Below are 16646 nucleotides of genomic sequence, written 5' to 3' on the forward strand. Positions count from 1 at the left end.
AAACGTTTTAGTGATAAGCTTGTTTTAGAAAGCAGTTGGAAAAATATGAAAAGCAGACCGCAATCCATACATATCACGCTTTTTTTCATCCTCTTTTTTGGATTTGGACTTGTTCAAACTGGTTTTGGTCAAGGTTTTAATGATAATGAATGGATTTTTGGCTATTGCGGACCTAATTCTACAAACAATTATTTATCCTTTGGAAAAGGGGAAAATCCCACGGTTCAAACTCTTCCCGGCAATGTCATCATAGATAAATTTAGTAATGCACTTGCAATCGATCCAATTACTGGACAGCCACTTTTCTATTCCAACGGGTCAATTGTATATGACTACAGTGCCTCCCCTATTCAAGGTCAAGTGGGCAATCTCAATGGACCTATCAATACCCGTCAGCAGGTAGCTACTGGATTTCTGAGTTACGAACCTGACGGAGATAAATTGTTTTATCTTTTTTATACTTCTCCCGCAGGACAACTGCTTTATTCTTTGATCGACATGAATGCCCCCGGGCAAGCAACCGGAAATGAGCGGCCTTTAGGAGAAATCATAGAACAAGACCAAGTAATTGGAAATGCGCAAGGTCCAATTTTAGTGGTCAAAACAGCAGCCTCTCCTTCCTACCTGATCAGCTTTGATGGAGGAAATCTAATCGCAAGACGGCTAGATGCAAATGCAGGGGATTTTACCCAAACTGACAGCGAAGGAATTCCATTTACTCCTAAGGCTATCCTTTTCGATGCCGAACGAGAGCAGTTATTGGTCATCCCAGAAAATCCAGGAGATGATATACTAGTAATTGATTTCAATACTTCTTCGGGAAATTTTGGGACAAGCCGAAGTATTTCGAATAGTGGGGAAACAGAACCCATTGAAGGGGCAGCATTTTCTCCAGATGGTAATTTCATCTATTTCTCAAGGGGCAACGAATTATTGAGAGTTCCTACTTCAGACTTATCAGCTGACCCGGAGGTAATTCCTTTAGACCCTGCACCATCAACTATATACGACCTTAAAGTGGGTCCTGATGACCAACTATATTTTCTTTATGAGGAGGTAATTGGTGGTCCGCAATTGATGGGAAAGGTGGAAAATCCAAACGAGGAAGATCTTGCTGCGATCACTGTAAATATAGACCCCTTTGCAGGCACGGATTTCTGTGGCACTATCTTTCCGGTCTTTGGTCCCAATGCAGACATCAGCCCAACAGTTGACTTTTCCTGGACACCTGATGAACCTTGTGCGAATAATCCGGTCCAATTGATTAGCGAAATCAGTCCGGAAAATTACCAACCCGTATCATTCAATTGGGAATTTAATCCACCCCTTACCGATTCAGACGGAAACCCCGTTCCTGCTGATTATACTCAAGAGCATTTTCTTGTACCAGCAGACGCGACATCGGAGCAGTCCATTTCGGTAACCTTGACGGTTACCTTTGCAGATGGACAAACCATCCCTGTAACTAAGGACATTACACTGACAGAAAACAATCTAGAAGCTGATTTTACCCCAGCAGACACGACGATTTGTGAAGGTCAGTGCGTGGATATCGGCGCATTACTGCAAGCACAATCAACAGCAGGTCAGCAAGATGGAGAAGCTCCTGGTGGTGGTATGGATCAGTACGAATACTTCTGGTCCAATTACAAAGATGAAGGCTGGACTAGTCGTCAGGAAAATGAAGTTTGTTTACCAGGGACCTATTGGGTACTCGTTCGTGAACCGAACTCCAGCTGTTATGCTTATGCAGAAATAGACGTCAAAGTCTGGGACTTACAGGATCAAAGTAACGGAATTTGGTATTTTGGAAATGGAGCTGGTCTCAATTTCAATCCCGATCCAGATGATGAAACAGTACCCGTGCCACGACCGATTGAGGAACCTCATCCACGAGATATTCCGGCTGGGACAACTACCATAACCGATGTCAGTGGAGAAGTGCTCTTCTTTACGGATGGGGAATCGGTATGGGATTTAAATGGCGATTTGATGGAAAATGGAGATTCCATTGGTGGAGATAATTCTTCTTCACAATCTGTCATTGCTATTCAAGTCCCCGAAGAACCCACCTTATATTATTTATTTACAACACAGGCCAGCGCTAATGGGACCAATGAGGTTCGATTTTCCTTAGTGGACATTAAGTCTGACAATCCAACAGGAGTTGGAAATGTGGTCACGAAAGACAATTTTCTTTTCAGTCCTGCTACGGAGCAATCTGCTGCGTTGGTCAATGGAGATACCACCTGGGTACTGTTCCATGAATTAGGCAATAATACGTTCCGGGCTTATCCGGTATCCACTGAAGGAATTGGACAACCTGTATTCAGTTCTGTGGGTAGCAATCACGGGTTTAATTCCGGCGTAGGTTCTATGAAATTTAGCCCGGACGGGGAAAAAGTTGCGGTAACGATATCAGAGAATGGTTGCAATCGCCTAGAAATATTTGATTTTGATTCAGATACTGGTGAACTCACAGAATATGCCTTATTGGATTTGGGATGCGATGGTGAAGTTTATGGACTTGAATTCTCGGATAGCGGGGACAAAGTCTTTGTGTCATATCGAAATGGAGGGCCAGGTATCGAAGAATTCACCATTCGACCTGTAAATGATGAAGATGACCCAGATGCCGCCACTTGTCCGGCTTGTTTTGGCAACGCTTCAACACGTCCTCAAATCGAAACCTGTATTTTATCAAATCGAAATACTGTAGGTGGAACAGCCGGATTGGATCTGGGAGCCTTACAAATTGGTCCTGATGGTAATGTCTATGTAGCTGTAGTAGGTTCCAATCAGATTGGTCAAATCCTTGTCGGGTCTGGATGTAATTCTACCAGTACTTTTAATCAGGATTCGGTAGAACCTATGCCCGGCACCACCAATCTAGGACTCCCCTCCTTTGCACAATTGAGTGGTAGTTCCATTCCAGAACCAGCCTTAGCAGGTCCTCCCAGACTCTGCTTGGATCCAGATGAAGGAGCTTCTGCCCTTTTTGAAGGAGGTGGGGAACCTGACATTGATTCTTATTTCTGGACCATTACCCATGAAGATGGAACTGTGATTCTTCAGGATTTTGGAGGGCCTGGCGATCAGTTCCAAACTTTGGAGCAGATTTTCGATACTCCTGGCCTTTACACGGTTAATTTGAATGTGACTCGCTGCGCCACTCCGGATTATTACGATGCTAGTCTCGAGGTACAGGTAGATGCCCCGCCGACTTTGACATTAGAGTCTGATATCACGCTCTGTTCTGGAAGTCCGGTTGTACTAACTGCTATTGAGGGCTATGATCCGTCAACAGGTATTTATGATTTCCTTTGGACCAATGCAGCCGGCCAGGTATTTGGAGATGAAAACTCAAACAGTATTACAGTAGATGAGGAAAGCATTTACTCAGTCGAAGTAACCTATCGTATTCCGGATGGACTTTCAGATGAGGAAGCAGCCTTATTTGAAACCTGTCCTGCTACTGCTGAAGTTTTTGTCGGCCCAGCATTTGAATTTAACATCAATCAGGATGCTCAGGAGGTCTGTTTTGAAGATTTGGTAGTCAGCTTCGCACCTGATACACCGATTTCAGGGGAATGGTATTACGAACAAAACCAAGATGGCAACCCTGTTCTCCTAGGAGAGTTTTTCGAACTAGCTTTAAATGTCAGCACACTTCCTGAACCTGGGAATTATGAAATCATTTTCATCACCGAAGACCCTATTTTGGAGGGATGTACGGTTGAAAAACGTGTGGATTTGATTGTGAATGAACTACCATTATTCACTGCTACCCAAACAAATCCTGCCTCAGATTGCGCTACGGCAGATGGGGGATTTGAGATTTCAATGCAAGGAAATGTAACTACATTGACTATTCAAGAAACTGGAGAAGTCTTTACTAACCTGAATGCTGGAGATATTATTCCAATTTCGAGCGTAATTCCTGGGATCTACACCCTAGAAGCAGAAAATGATTTTGGATGTAGATATATCGGGACTGTAACAGTGGAAAATAGCAATCCTCCCATAGATTATACTTTTACGGTTACTCCTACAGACGAAACTTGCGGGCCATCTGGTGTGGAACCAGGATTAATCACTATAACATTTGACAATGGAATCCCATCTGGAGGAACTTATGTAATTACACGGCGAGGAGATGGGCAAGAATTTACAGGCAATTTACCAAGCCAAACAAGTTTTGATGTTCAAGTTCCGTATGGAGACTATGCGGTAGAAATCATTGATCCAAGTAGCTGTAGCATTCCTGATCCTGATCTATACACCATTGCTCAAAAATTCACTGTAAACTTTTCAGTTCCAACAGACTTCACAGCATGTGAAAGCTTTACATTCCAACCAGAGCCCTCTGGAAACCTGACCTTTACCCTTTTGGATAATTCTGGAAATACCATCGACCCAGATGGAAATGGTGATTTCACCATTAATCAAACAGGGATCTACACGATGCGGGGAGAGGATCCAACTGGAGAAAATTGCCCATTGGAAATACCAATGAACGCCACCATTACGCAGCCAATTCAATTCCAACTCAACGGGCCTATTGTTGATTGTCAGGCAGGTGTGGCTTATGAAGCTGTTTTGACTAATGCCAACCCTGCGGATGTCTTGTTTTTGTGGAAGGATGATTTGGGTATAATTGTTGGGAGACAACAACGATTCGTTCCTCCTAGAGAAGGTGAATATAGCCTAGAAGTGCAGCCAGCTTTAGGTGCTCAATGCCAAGGAAATTCGATCCCATTCACAGCTGTGGTTTTGGACGAAGATGTGGATGTAGAATTAGACGTAACTCCATTTTGCGGGGAAGTAACAAGCACCACTATTTTGGTTTCGGCTGATTTGACTACTGTTGCCGCAATCGAGTGGTATTTTGTTGAAGGAGGAACACGCACGCGAATCCCACAATTTGACGACCTTCCACTGGTTGAAGTTGATCAAGAAGGAACTTACGAAGTAATTTTAAGAAGTGCTGCAGGTTGTGATATTGGAAGAGCCAATGGAACGGTAGTTCGATCGACCATCATCCCACCTGTGGTTCCAACAGGATTTACCATTTGTGCTGTAGAAGGAGTAACAACTAGTATTGATCCAGGTGATTACGACAATTATTCCTGGATATTGAATGGAGAAGTTGTTTCCAATGATGCCATATTTACTCCTACTCTACCTGGAGTGTACGAAGTGGTTGTCTCTGATAATTTAGGGTGTGAATATGTGGAAACATTCGAGGTATTTGAAGACTGTGAGTTAAAAGTCCGATTCCCATCTGGAGTGGTATTAGGTGATGAAAACCGAAATTTTGTCATTTATGCCAATGAATACATCGACGAAGCAGAGGTTTTTGTATTCAACCGATGGGGAGAATTGATTTTCCATTGTTCTCATGAAAATCTCGAACCAGCCCAACCTTTCTGTCCTTGGGATGGACAAGTCAATGGAAAATTGGTTCCGAATGGAACATATGCCGTAGTCGTGAAGTTTACCAGTAGAGATCAAAATTTAACCGAACAACAAGTAAAAGCAATTACGATTATTCAATAGTATGTTAATTCTAATTTCACCAGCCAAAACCCTCGATTACAGTACTCCCAAAATTGAAAAATACAGCCACCCTGATTTCACCTCCGAAATCAAATCATTGGTGGGAGTTATGAAAAAAAAGTCTGCTAAAGATATCGCCAAGCTGATGTCGGTCAGCGAAAACCTTGCTCAATTAAACGAAGAGCGCTATAAGACTTTTCAGAAAGAATTTACTCCAGACAATTCCAAGCAAGCTTTATTGGCTTTTAAAGGAGATGTATATACCAAGATTGACGTTGACAATTATTCAGAAGATGATTTCGAATTTGCTCAGGAACACCTACGGATTCTCTCTGGACTATATGGACTTTTAAAACCCTTGGATTTGATCCAACCCTATCGACTTGAGATGGGGACAAGATTAGAAACCAAAAAGGGTAAAAACCTTTACGAATACTGGAATAAAAAAATTGCGAAAGCGATTAATGCAGCTTCCGATGGTTCTCCCATTGTAAACCTAGCATCCCAAGAATACTTTAAAGCGGTAGACCTAGAAACATTGAAATCCCCGGTTATTAATATCCATTTCAAGGAACATCGTGACGGCAATTATAAAGTGATTGGTTTATTTGCAAAGCAGGCAAGAGGGATGATGACCGACTTCGCCATCAAAAATCGAATAACAAATCCGGAAGATTTAAAAACCTTTCATGAAGAGGGGTATGAATTTTCAGAGCCTCTAAGCACAGAATCCGATTGGGTATTTGTTCGATAAAGAAATTACAGAGCCCAAGTCGTTAAAATGACTTGGGCTTTTTTTTACCTCGAAATCATTTTTCTATCTTTATAGATTGATTATCAGAGATTTTTATTTCCCTAAATTTTGAAGGCTATTATTTCACTCACTTGGTTCACTTTGTTTTTGCTCTTTTTCCAAGTTGGGTTTGAGCCAAAAAATGAAGTTTCCATTAATGACCCGAATAAGTCCTTCAAAGTTCTGAATGACCCGGGAATTTCAGGGCCAGATCAGCTATGTAATGTCTTCGGGAGTGTTTTGGGTACTTTTTCAGGAGGAGGGATTCCAGAAACGGACGTTTATCAATGGACTATAACAGGACCTAATGGACAAGTTTTATTCGACCGTCCCCCAGGTGGGTTTGATGAAATAACCTATACTTTTTCTTTAATAGGAACACACACTATAGCCTTAAAAGTCAGTAGAGGAGGCATTCAGATTTATGAGGAAGAAAAGGCTGTAGAAGTAATCAAAGGGGCTGAACTCACACTAAATTCAATATACCAAATATGCAATGGCCAAACCTTAACTCTTGAAGCAATAAGTCCTAGTTCCAACAATTTTTCGGCTTATGAATTCGAATGGCGAGATGAAAATGGAAATATTGTAGGAAATCAAAACACACTTGATGTAAATACTACGGGAAGTTATGAGGTGACATTTTTCTTCACCAATTCCGCTGGTGACCCGGAATGTACAACTACCCTTCAAACAGAAATAGTAGAGCTTCCCTCTGTGTCTATTGTTGGGACAGATACAAACCTCTGCCCTGGAGAAACTTTAGAATTTACAACCGACCCTCTAATCGCAGGAGACTGGTATGTACAGGAATTGGGGAGTTCAAACCCAACCAAAATCGGGAGTGGAAATTCCATATCCATCGCAGGGGGTTCAACTATCAGTCAACCAGGGGATTATGAACTTATTTTCCGAGTAGAAAATCCAACCAATCCAAATTGTATTCCAGAGGATGTTCGAACTATTACTTTCAACCCCTTACCAAGTATTGAACTAGTAGAAGCATTTGGTGCCTCGGGTTGTTTTATAGCAGATGGAGCATTACGGGTTCGAGCTGTATCAGATATAGAATTGATTTTTATTGAGGGAATCGGACAAAACCAAGGCCCATTTAAGGCTGGTGATCTTATTGATTTTTCCGGATTGGAATCAGGATCCTATAGCCTTGGTTTCACCTCCAATGGTTGTACATCCTTATTTGGGACGGTTGTTCCTCTATCAGACCCTCCGGAGGGTCTTGAATTTGAAATTGAAGATATTCAATCAGAAGTCTGTACAGAGACAGGCAAAACAAAAGGATCATTCTTGATAAGAATGATTAATGAGCCTTTAGAAGGTTCTTATCGATTATTAAATTTTAGAGGGGAGGAGATATTTACCCAATCAGCTTCAGGTTTGGATACATTACGTATAGAGATTGGAGGGGGAAAATATTTCTTTGAAGTTTTTGATCAAGACAGCTGTATACTCCCAAAACGAGAAGAATTTGAAGTTCCTGGATTAGACCAAGTAAATTTCAATATTCCCGCAAGCTTAAATATTTGCCAGTCTTATGATTTAATTCCATCAAGCTCCCTGGATTTATCATATACTCTCATCTCTCCAGACGGTACGGAAATTACAAAAGAGGCAAATGAACCATTTACTCTAACAGAAGCCGGGGAGTACACCATGATAAGCCGATTAGCTGGTCCAGGCGATCTTTGTCCTACTCAAAAAACATTTACTGTATCCTTGGTCGAACCAGTTGATTTTGAACCTAGGCTCATTGATCAAGACTGCTTTGGCAACATGACTTATGAAGCAGACATTTACGGAAGAGATCCTAGCTCTGTGAAATTCCGTTGGCTTGACGAAAATGATCAATTAGTTGGTACAGGCCAATTCCTAAATCCCACAAGTTTTGGGAATTTCAAGCTTGACGTCCAACCTGCAAATAGTCAAGCCTGCCCAATTCCTCCTGTAGAATTTGAAATTAAGCAACCCATCTTAGAGGTGGAAGTTTCGCTAGAATCTACAAAGCTTTGTGAATTTGGACCTAGAGCAATCCTGGATTTAACCTCTACTTTCCCTGAAGAAATAACAGAAATAGAGTGGAGGCGATATGATTTCGAAGGAAATATTGAGGACTTACCTGAGTTCAACAATCAAACCCAGGTAATTGTTGATGTCGAAGGAATTTATGAGGCTGCTGTATTTAGCAGAATTCCTACCATTAATAAAGATTGCGAATTAGGCAGATCAATACTTCGAATTGACTTGGTTCCAGAAAAAGTACCCTTTGATATACCCGGAGATCTTTCCATTTGTGATCCTTATGAACTCCAACCACAGACAAATGGAGAGCTGGAGTTTCTTCTAATTTTCCCTGATGGCAAAGAAGAAATCAAACCTTCAGGAGAACCATTCCTCATTGACCAAGAAGGCGATTTTACTCTTTTGGGTTACGATCCTGATATTTCAGGCCCACTCTGTCCGGACCAAAAAATATTCAATGTAAAGATTAATCCTCCCGTAGATTTCGAACCCACTTTTGTCAATTTGGATTGTAGTGGAATTTACGAATACATCGCCGAAGTCACGAATTACCCACCTGACCAAGTTGATTACTTTTGGAGGGATTCAAATGGTAACATTTTATCAAGGGATCAAACATTCTTATCCAATCAGTATGGAGATTTCTCACTTGAAGTACAGCCTTCAGGGTCACTTGCTTGCGATATCAGCCCCAAGGAATTCAACCTTACTCAACCTATTCTGTCAATACCCGCTGAAATAATTGCAGAAACACTTTGCCCAGACCAACCAGATGCCGCACTTCGGTTAGAAGCAGATTTAGAGCAGGTTCAGACTATTGAATGGTGGTTTACTGACTTGAGTAATAACACGGAACTTCTTGCAACAAATCAACAAGAGATTTTAGCTGTAGAAGAAGGAAACTATGAAGTCCGAGTATTTAACCGATTTGGCTGCCTACTTGGAAGTGACGAAAACTTTGTGATTAGAAGTACCGATCAAGTTCGCCCTAATGTCAAGGAAAAATATCTAATCTGTCCTAATTTAGAGATTGGCCCTCAAATCAACCCCGGTAACTTCGCTTCCTACGAATGGTATTTTGAAGGACAATTGGTGTCTACGGCATCCACTTACAAACCACTACAAATCGGACAATATGAAGTAGTAGTTGTAAGTTCCGAGGGATGTGCTTATGCAACAAATTTTTTCACAGAAGAAGAATGCGAACTACGGGTTCAATTTCCAACAGCCCTTACCCCAGATGACCCTGATAAGCCGTTTTTGATTTATACCAATTACTTGGTTGACGAATTGGAACTTTGGATTTTTAATCAATGGGGTGAGTTGATTTTCCACTGTCAAAAAACAGATCTTATTACCGAAGAATCAACCTGCATCTGGGACGGTTATTACCAAGGAAAGAAAGTGCCAAATGGAGCTTATTCAATTCGAATAAACCTGGTCAACTACGAGAAAAACATCAAAAAAACACAATTCGGATCCTTGATGGTGATTGATTGATAATTGGGGATTAAAAATATGTATTTTAAAAAATACCTACGTCCTCATCCTATGGCTTTGAAGAAAAAGCCAAAGGTTCTCTTCTGGTAATTGATTAGGTAGAGAAATTTTTATAACCGGAAAAGTCAGAATGCAATATTTTTCCTATTTTGACAGCTTTCAATCATATGCATTATCTAACCTAATCCAAAAAAACCTAAATCTATGACGCAAAACATCAACCGAACCGCGCTTTTCAATGCGAGTTGTCTGGCATTGATTACCACCGCATTTACCTTTGCAATTCGTGCGGGAATTCTTCCGCAATTAGGTGAAGACTTCGGTCTAACTGCTGAACAGTTGGGCTTTATAAACTCCATGTGGTTCTTAGGCTTTCCCATTTCTATGATTTTGGGCGGACTTTTCTACCATCAGCTTGGTCCAAAAATCATAATGAACATTGCTTTTGTAACCCATACCATTGGGATTCTGATGACTCTCTTTGCTGGAGGTTACACTACGCTTTTAATTTCTACCCTTTTCATCGGTTTTGGAAATGGCTGTACAGAAGCTGCTTGTAATCCAATGATTGCAGATATGTACACAGGCGTGAAAATGAATAAGATGTTAAACCGATTCCATATGTGGTTCCCAGGCGGAATTGTTTTAGGTTCCTTGATTTCCAAATTTATGACAGATGCTGGAATGGGATGGCAGCCTCAAATCTGGGTAATGATGATCCCTACCATTGCTTATGCGGTTTTATTCTTTGGAAAAGCATTCCCTAAGCCATCCGTAGAAGAGTCTACACATATTTCCAGCAATGTAAAAGCAATGATCAGCCCGCTTTATATCTTCCTATTCATCTGTATGTCAATCACTGCCATCACAGAATTTGGAACTCAACAATGGGCGAATGTGGTATTGGATAGCTCTGGTGCTAGTGGTATGTTGATCTTGGCATTGACTACAGGTGTCATGGCAGTAGCTCGGTTTTTTGCTGGACCTGTGGTTGGAAAATTGGGTCAAACAGGCGTCTTACTCAGCGGTGCGGTTTTAGCTGCAATCGGAACTTACATGTTTAGCGTTGTGACAGGCCCTGTTGCTTATGTTGCGGCGGTAGTATTTGCTTTAGGTGTTGCTTATTTCTGGCCAGTCATGGTAGGAGCTGTAGCACAGCGAGTACCACTAAGTGGGGCATTGGGAATGTCAATTATTGGTGGCGTTGGAATGTTTTCTACAGCCATTTGGCAACCGATTATCGGTAGCTGGATTGATTCTGCAAGAGCTTCAAATGTCGCTGAAGGGCTTTCTGGTGCAGCCTTGGAATTGGCAACAGGTCAAGAAACTCTCTTAAAATTGACTATGTTCCCTTCCATTCTTATCGTCCTATTTATAGTATTATTTATTTGGCAAAAAGGAAGTAAACCTGCATTATCATCAGCAGGTCACTAAAAATAAGATGCAGCCTTCGGGCTGCATTTTTTTATTGACAATTATAGCTTTCATATTCCTCCTTAAATAAGGACCAGAGTTTCCCATCTTCATCTCGATAGGTAATGGCTTCTGTTCGGATGCTAATTTCTAAACTATGTGGAGTTTCGATGAGCGTTCCATCCACAAGTGTGATGGTACATGGGCCCTTAATCTTCTTGATATCGACTAGGCCAATATCCTGAAGCCAGCTTTCACATCCGGATAGGATCAATAAAAGTAACCCAATGCAAAAAAGTTTATATCCCCTCATAAAGCTTATTTTGTACACAAAGTAAATACTAAGGTTACAAAAAAAAAGCCAAATCAAACTTAGACTTGAATTTAAAAACAGACCTCAAAGCCTCCTTACAAACTTTTTGAGAAAGGTTTTTCTAAAATTAGATAATAAAAAAGCCCGACTCAATCAAGAATCGGGCTATGTGACCTCGTCAGGATTCAAACCTGAAACCTCCTGAGCCGTAATCAGGTGCTCTATTCAGTTGAGCTACGAGGCCAAAAGCGAATGCAAAGGTATTGAATATCGTTTTGTTTTCAAATACACCTTCTGAGCTTTTTTTATTTCTCAATAAAAATCCATTGGATTACCTTAAGAATTATTAAGAGCAAAAGCAGGTTAAATCCTTTTGGATTTTCTATTTTTGCCCGCATTAGCATAAAAACAAGTCTAATTTTGGTGAAAACTAGCACATCAAAACTATTCACTCTAGGTGAATGAAGCGATATGCAAAACCCTAACGGCCTACTTTAAAACAGCCGTGGTAGCTAAAAACAGAATAAAAACGCATGAAAAAATTATTCGGATTTCTCCTTTCTCTACTATTTTTGATTCAATTCGTTCAGGCCCAAGAAACCAAAAATCCTAAAGTGCCTATCGGAGGCCGCCCCAATATTCCTTCTGACTTAGTCATCGAATTTGGTTTCAATGTATTGAACAACCGTCCTGCTGATTTAAGCACACAATTTTTTGGATCAAGAACACTAAACATTTATTACCAGCATCCTATTTCGATATTTGGAGAAACCTCCGGCGTCACCTTCAATCCTGGATTTGGGATCGGTACAGACAAACTTGCTTTTTCAGATGAAAACAATCTTTTCAATGATCCTGAAAAAGGCCCTGAATCCAGTCAATATTTAGCCATTAGTGATGTCTTTGGCGAAAACATTCAGGTCAACTCCAACACTTTTGCTCTGAATTATTTTGATATCCCCTTAGATTTCACTTATCATTTCAACAAAAACAATTACTACAAAGGTTTTCGTTTGACTATTGGTGGAAAAGTTGGATTCCTTTACAATGCCCACAGCAAAATCCAATTTAAGGATGAGGATGGACTGACACGAAAAATCAAGGACTCCCAAAACTATGGTTTAGAAAAAATTAGATATGGGTTAACCTTTAAAGCGGGCTCTCCAGGTTTTTATGTTTGGAGTTATTTTGGACTGAATCGATTATTCCAAGAAAATCAAGGTCCGTTTAATAACAGAGCTGCCCAAATTAATTTTGGGATTGCAGTCAACTTGTTTTAATTCTACACTGGGCAGTTTGCCCGGTTTTTTTATCCCCATATCCACTGAAATCCGAGGTAACAGCTGAGGAAACCAAATGCAAATCCCACATAAACCTCCAATGGTTTGTGAGCATTTAAAAACAAGCGGGAAGAGCCTACTATTCCAGAAAGTAAAACACCAAGTAAAAGCGGATACAAAGATTGGAAGTTGGAAAAATGAATCCCTAGCACCACAATTAAAGCTACCAAGCCGCCAACTCCGGTCATATGAGCGGACATTTTCCAAAAAAATGTCACAAGGGTTAAAAACGCAACGACTATTGAAATCAATCCCATTGTTTGCCAAATGATTGGATCGAGTTCTGTGATTCTATAGATAAAATACGAAGTCAGAAAAAAATAAATACTTGTTACAGTGAATGGAATCATCCGATCCTGCGTACTGTGCATGTGAAGGCTCTTCAAGGTACCACTGAGTCGTAATCCAAAAATCGTCAACATAGGGATTACCAAAGTAGACATGATGATCAGATAAAAAATTCTGGTTTTGAATTCAAAAGGAACACTACTGGCTTCGGGCACACCAAACAAAATCAACCCGAAAACGAACATTGGAATGATCAGTGGCTGAAAAACTACAGATATGACTAAGGCCCCTATTTTACCCACTACAACTCTTTTCTTAATCGAGCAACCGGAATTTGTAATTGCTCCCGATATTTTGCAACCGTACGTCTAGCAATATTATATCCTTTTTGGTTGAGTAATTTGACCAGCTTATCATCAGAAAGTGGCCGTTTTTTATCCTCTTGGTCTACCATAGACTGGAGAACCGACTTAACCTCCCGATTACTCACATCTTCACCACTATCTGTAGCAATACCTTCAGAGAAAAAGTATTTGAGTGGATACACCCCAAACTCCGTCTGAACCGCTTTACTATTTGCAACTCGCGATACGGTAGAGATATCCATATCAATTTTTTCTGCAATATCTTTTAAAATCATCGGACGAAGATTTGTCTCATCTCCATCTAAGAAAAATTCATGTTGATACTCCACGATAGCATCCATGGTTCTGAGCAGGGTGTTCTGACGTTGCTTTATCGCATCAATAAACCATTTGGCAGCATCTAGCTTTTGCTTCACAAAGGTGACCGTCTCTTTCAGTTTTTTGTCCTTTTTGTCCGACTTGTCATAAGCGTCAAACATCTCCGCATAGGACCTAGAAATCCGAAGTTCTGGAGCATTTTTTGAATTTAGGGAAACTTCAAGTTTTCCTGAATTATTGGTTAAAATGAAATCAGGAATGATATACTGCGTACGGACCAACCCATCCGAAGTTCCTCCTGGCTTGGGATTAAGACGGGTTATCAAATTAACCGCTTCTTTGGTTTCCTCTTCGGTCAAATCACACTTCCGCTGAATCTTGGAGTAGTGCTTTTTGGTAAATTCATCAAAGCAATCCTGAACAATCTGTAGTGCATGCTGTACCACCGGATCATCGGGATGTTCTTTCCGCTCAAGCTGAATTAAAAGACATTCCTGAAGATTTCGGGCAGCTATCCCGGCAGGATCAAAGTTTTGGATTTTGACCAAAATCTCCTCCAACTCATCAATATCCGTCTCTATATTTTGACTGAATGCCAAATCATTGATGATGGCTTCCAAATCTCTTCGGATATATCCATCATTTTCAATACTTCCTATTAATTGCTGACCGATTAATTTTTGTCGATGATCTAGTTTTAAAAAATTCAATTGCTGAATCAATTGCTCGTGGAGAGAAGTCTGAGAAGAAATCGGTATTTCGCGATCTTCATCATCTGGATTATAATTTCCATCTCCCTGCATCTTATACCCACTATACTCCTCATCCAAATAATCATCCAAATTGATATCCCGATCATCTACAGAAATATCCTCCTCATAGTTGTCCTCAAAAGGATCCTCTTGTGAGGATTCTTCTTTCTCCTCCCTTCCTTCTTCCAAGGCAGGATTGATTTCCAACTCTTCCTCAATTCGTGCATCCAATTCCGCAGTGGGAACCTGCAGTAGCTTTATAAACTGAATCTGCTGAGGCGAAAGCTTCTGAGAAAGCGTCTGACTGAGATTTAACTTCTGCATCTGGGTAAATTAAAACCTTTCCTGTGGGTTTAAAAAAAGCTTTTTCTATCGAAAAAGCCTTGAATTCAAAGTTAGGAAAAACACGCAATTTTTTGATAAAAAGCTTATTTAATCGTTTTTTTGCAGACCATTTTGAGTGACTAAGGCCACTCGAATCAATTTTAATAAAACAAATATGGCATTTAACAATCGGGTCAAAATCAAATCTTTACTGGAACAGCCGCTTATAGGAGCTGAAGTTACCGTTATGGGATGGGTGCGAACCAAACGTTCAAACAAAAATGTATCCTTTATCGCGCTAAATGACGGTTCCATCATCACGAATTATCAAGTGGTGGCCGACCCGAATGTGATTTCGGAGGATATTTTAAAAAAATGTAGCACTGGAGCATGCGTAAAGGTGGTGGGAACCATTGCAGAATCCCAAGGTGCTGGACAAGCAGCTGAACTTCATGCCCAATCCATTGAAGTTTTGGGAGAGGCAGATCCAGAAAAATATCCACTTCAGCCTAAAAAACACTCCTTAGAATTCTTAAGGGAAATAGCGCACCTGAGAATGAGAACCAATACTTTTGGTGCTGTTTTCAGAGTAAGACATGCTTTGGCCTTTGCGGTACACAAATATTTCAATGACAAAGGCTTTTTCTACATTCATACCCCAATCATTACAGCATCTGACGCAGAAGGAGCAGGAGAAACATTCAAGGTCACTACACTTGATATTGGAAATCCTCCTCGTAATGAAGAGGGCGCAGTGGATTTTAAGCAGGACTTTTTTGAGCGTGAAGCAAACCTGACGGTATCAGGACAATTGGAAGGGGAGCTAGCGGCTATGGCCTTGTCTGAAATTTATACCTTTGGTCCTACATTCCGTGCGGAAAATTCCAATACCACTCGGCACTTAGCTGAATTCTGGATGATTGAGCCGGAAATGGCTTTTTACGATGCGGAAGACAATGCTGATTTAGCAGAGGATTTTCTGAAATACCTTATACGATATGCACTTGAGAACTGTAAGGAGGACTTGAATTTCTTGGAGTCTCGTTTATTGGATGAGGAGAAATCCAAGCCTGCAGATCAGCGCTCAGAAATGGGATTGATTGAGAAGCTTAAGTTTGTCGCAGAAAATGATTTTGTAAGAATCACCTATACAGAAGCCATCAACATCCTGAAGCGATCCAAACCAAATCAGAAGAAAAAATTTCAGTATCTAATTGAGGAATGGGGAGCTGACCTGCAATCAGAGCACGAACGCTATTTGGTTGAAAAGCATTTCAAAAAACCAGTAATCCTAACTGACTATCCCAAAGACATCAAGGCCTTCTACATGCGTCAAAATGAAGATGGAAAGACAGTAGCGGCTATGGATATCCTTTTCCCAGGCATCGGTGAAATCGTCGGAGGATCACAACGGGAAGAGCGAATGGATAAATTGGTTCAACGAATGGAAGAAATGCACATCCCTACCGAAGAGATGTGGTGGTTCTTAGATACGCGAAGATTTGGAGCCACGCCTCACGCTGGTTTTGGACTGGGATTTGAACGAATGGTTCAGTTTGTCACTGGGATGGGGAACATCCGAGATGTGATCGCTTTCCCAAGAACGCCAGGAAATGCAGAATTTTAATTTCAATCCCCGTCCAA

9 protein-coding genes and 1 tRNA gene are annotated in these 16646 nt (G+C 40.8%); 6 read left to right on the forward strand and 4 right to left on the reverse strand.

All coding sequences use genetic code 11. The annotated features are described in order from the left end of the window. Nucleotides 1–45: 45 nt before the first annotated feature. The 4 genes from HWE15_RS08365 to HWE15_RS08380 all read left to right on the forward strand — a co-directional run bounded on the left by HWE15_RS08365 (nt 46) and on the right by HWE15_RS08380 (nt 11323). Complete coding sequence (locus HWE15_RS08365; RefSeq protein WP_290507070.1) at nt 46–5559, forward strand: gliding motility-associated C-terminal domain-containing protein; 5514 nt, start codon at nt 46–48, stop codon at nt 5557–5559. Between the two features lies 1 nt (nt 5560). Next, nucleotides 5561–6313 carry a peroxide stress protein YaaA gene (gene yaaA / locus HWE15_RS08370; RefSeq protein WP_290507071.1) on the forward strand — a complete coding sequence of 251 codons (753 nt, stop codon included), beginning with the start codon at nt 5561–5563 and terminating at the stop codon, nt 6311–6313. 108 nt (nt 6314–6421) lie between these two features. Continuing rightward, on the forward strand, nt 6422–9889 hold the full coding sequence (locus tag HWE15_RS08375) for a gliding motility-associated C-terminal domain-containing protein (protein ID WP_290507072.1): 3468 nt from the start codon (nt 6422–6424) through the stop codon (nt 9887–9889). 204 nt (nt 9890–10093) lie between these two features. Next, nucleotides 10094–11323: a sugar MFS transporter gene (locus tag HWE15_RS08380; RefSeq protein ID WP_290507073.1), complete on the forward strand. Its 1230-nt coding sequence runs from the start codon at nt 10094–10096 to the stop codon at nt 11321–11323. A gap of 31 nt (nt 11324–11354) precedes the next feature. On the opposite strand, the gene HWE15_RS08385 is transcribed toward HWE15_RS08380, so the two are convergent. Further along, complete coding sequence (locus HWE15_RS08385; protein ID WP_290507074.1) at nt 11355–11615, reverse strand: hypothetical protein; 261 nt, start codon at nt 11613–11615, stop codon at nt 11355–11357. 170 nt (nt 11616–11785) lie between these two features. Next, a tRNA-Arg gene (locus tag HWE15_RS08390) sits at nt 11786–11859 on the reverse strand. A gap of 289 nt (nt 11860–12148) precedes the next feature. Between HWE15_RS08390 and HWE15_RS08395 the strand changes: the two genes are divergently transcribed. Beyond that, nucleotides 12149–12895, forward strand: coding sequence for a porin family protein (locus HWE15_RS08395; protein WP_290507075.1), 747 nt, complete (start codon nt 12149–12151; stop codon nt 12893–12895). 29 nt (nt 12896–12924) lie between these two features. Here HWE15_RS08395 and HWE15_RS08400 read toward each other — a convergent pair whose 3' ends face one another. Continuing rightward, the gene (locus HWE15_RS08400; RefSeq protein WP_290507076.1) at nt 12925–13398 is read right to left on the reverse strand and encodes a PA-phosphatase; all 474 of its coding nucleotides are present in this window, start codon (nt 13396–13398) and stop codon (nt 12925–12927) included. Between the two features lie 146 nt (nt 13399–13544). Further along, the gene (rpoN, locus tag HWE15_RS08405; RefSeq protein ID WP_290507077.1) at nt 13545–15002 is read right to left on the reverse strand and encodes an RNA polymerase factor sigma-54; all 1458 of its coding nucleotides are present in this window, start codon (nt 15000–15002) and stop codon (nt 13545–13547) included. A 175-nt stretch (nt 15003–15177) separates the two neighbouring features. Here rpoN and asnS point away from each other — a divergent pair, with 175 nt between their 5' ends. Continuing rightward, nucleotides 15178–16629: an asparagine--tRNA ligase gene (asnS, locus tag HWE15_RS08410; protein ID WP_290507078.1), complete on the forward strand. Its 1452-nt coding sequence runs from the start codon at nt 15178–15180 to the stop codon at nt 16627–16629. The last annotated feature ends 17 nt before the right edge of the window (nt 16630–16646 follow it).

The sequence above is a fragment of the Algoriphagus sp. genome (assembly GCF_013373065.1).
Classification (GTDB): Bacteria; Bacteroidota; Bacteroidia; order Cytophagales; family Cyclobacteriaceae; genus Algoriphagus.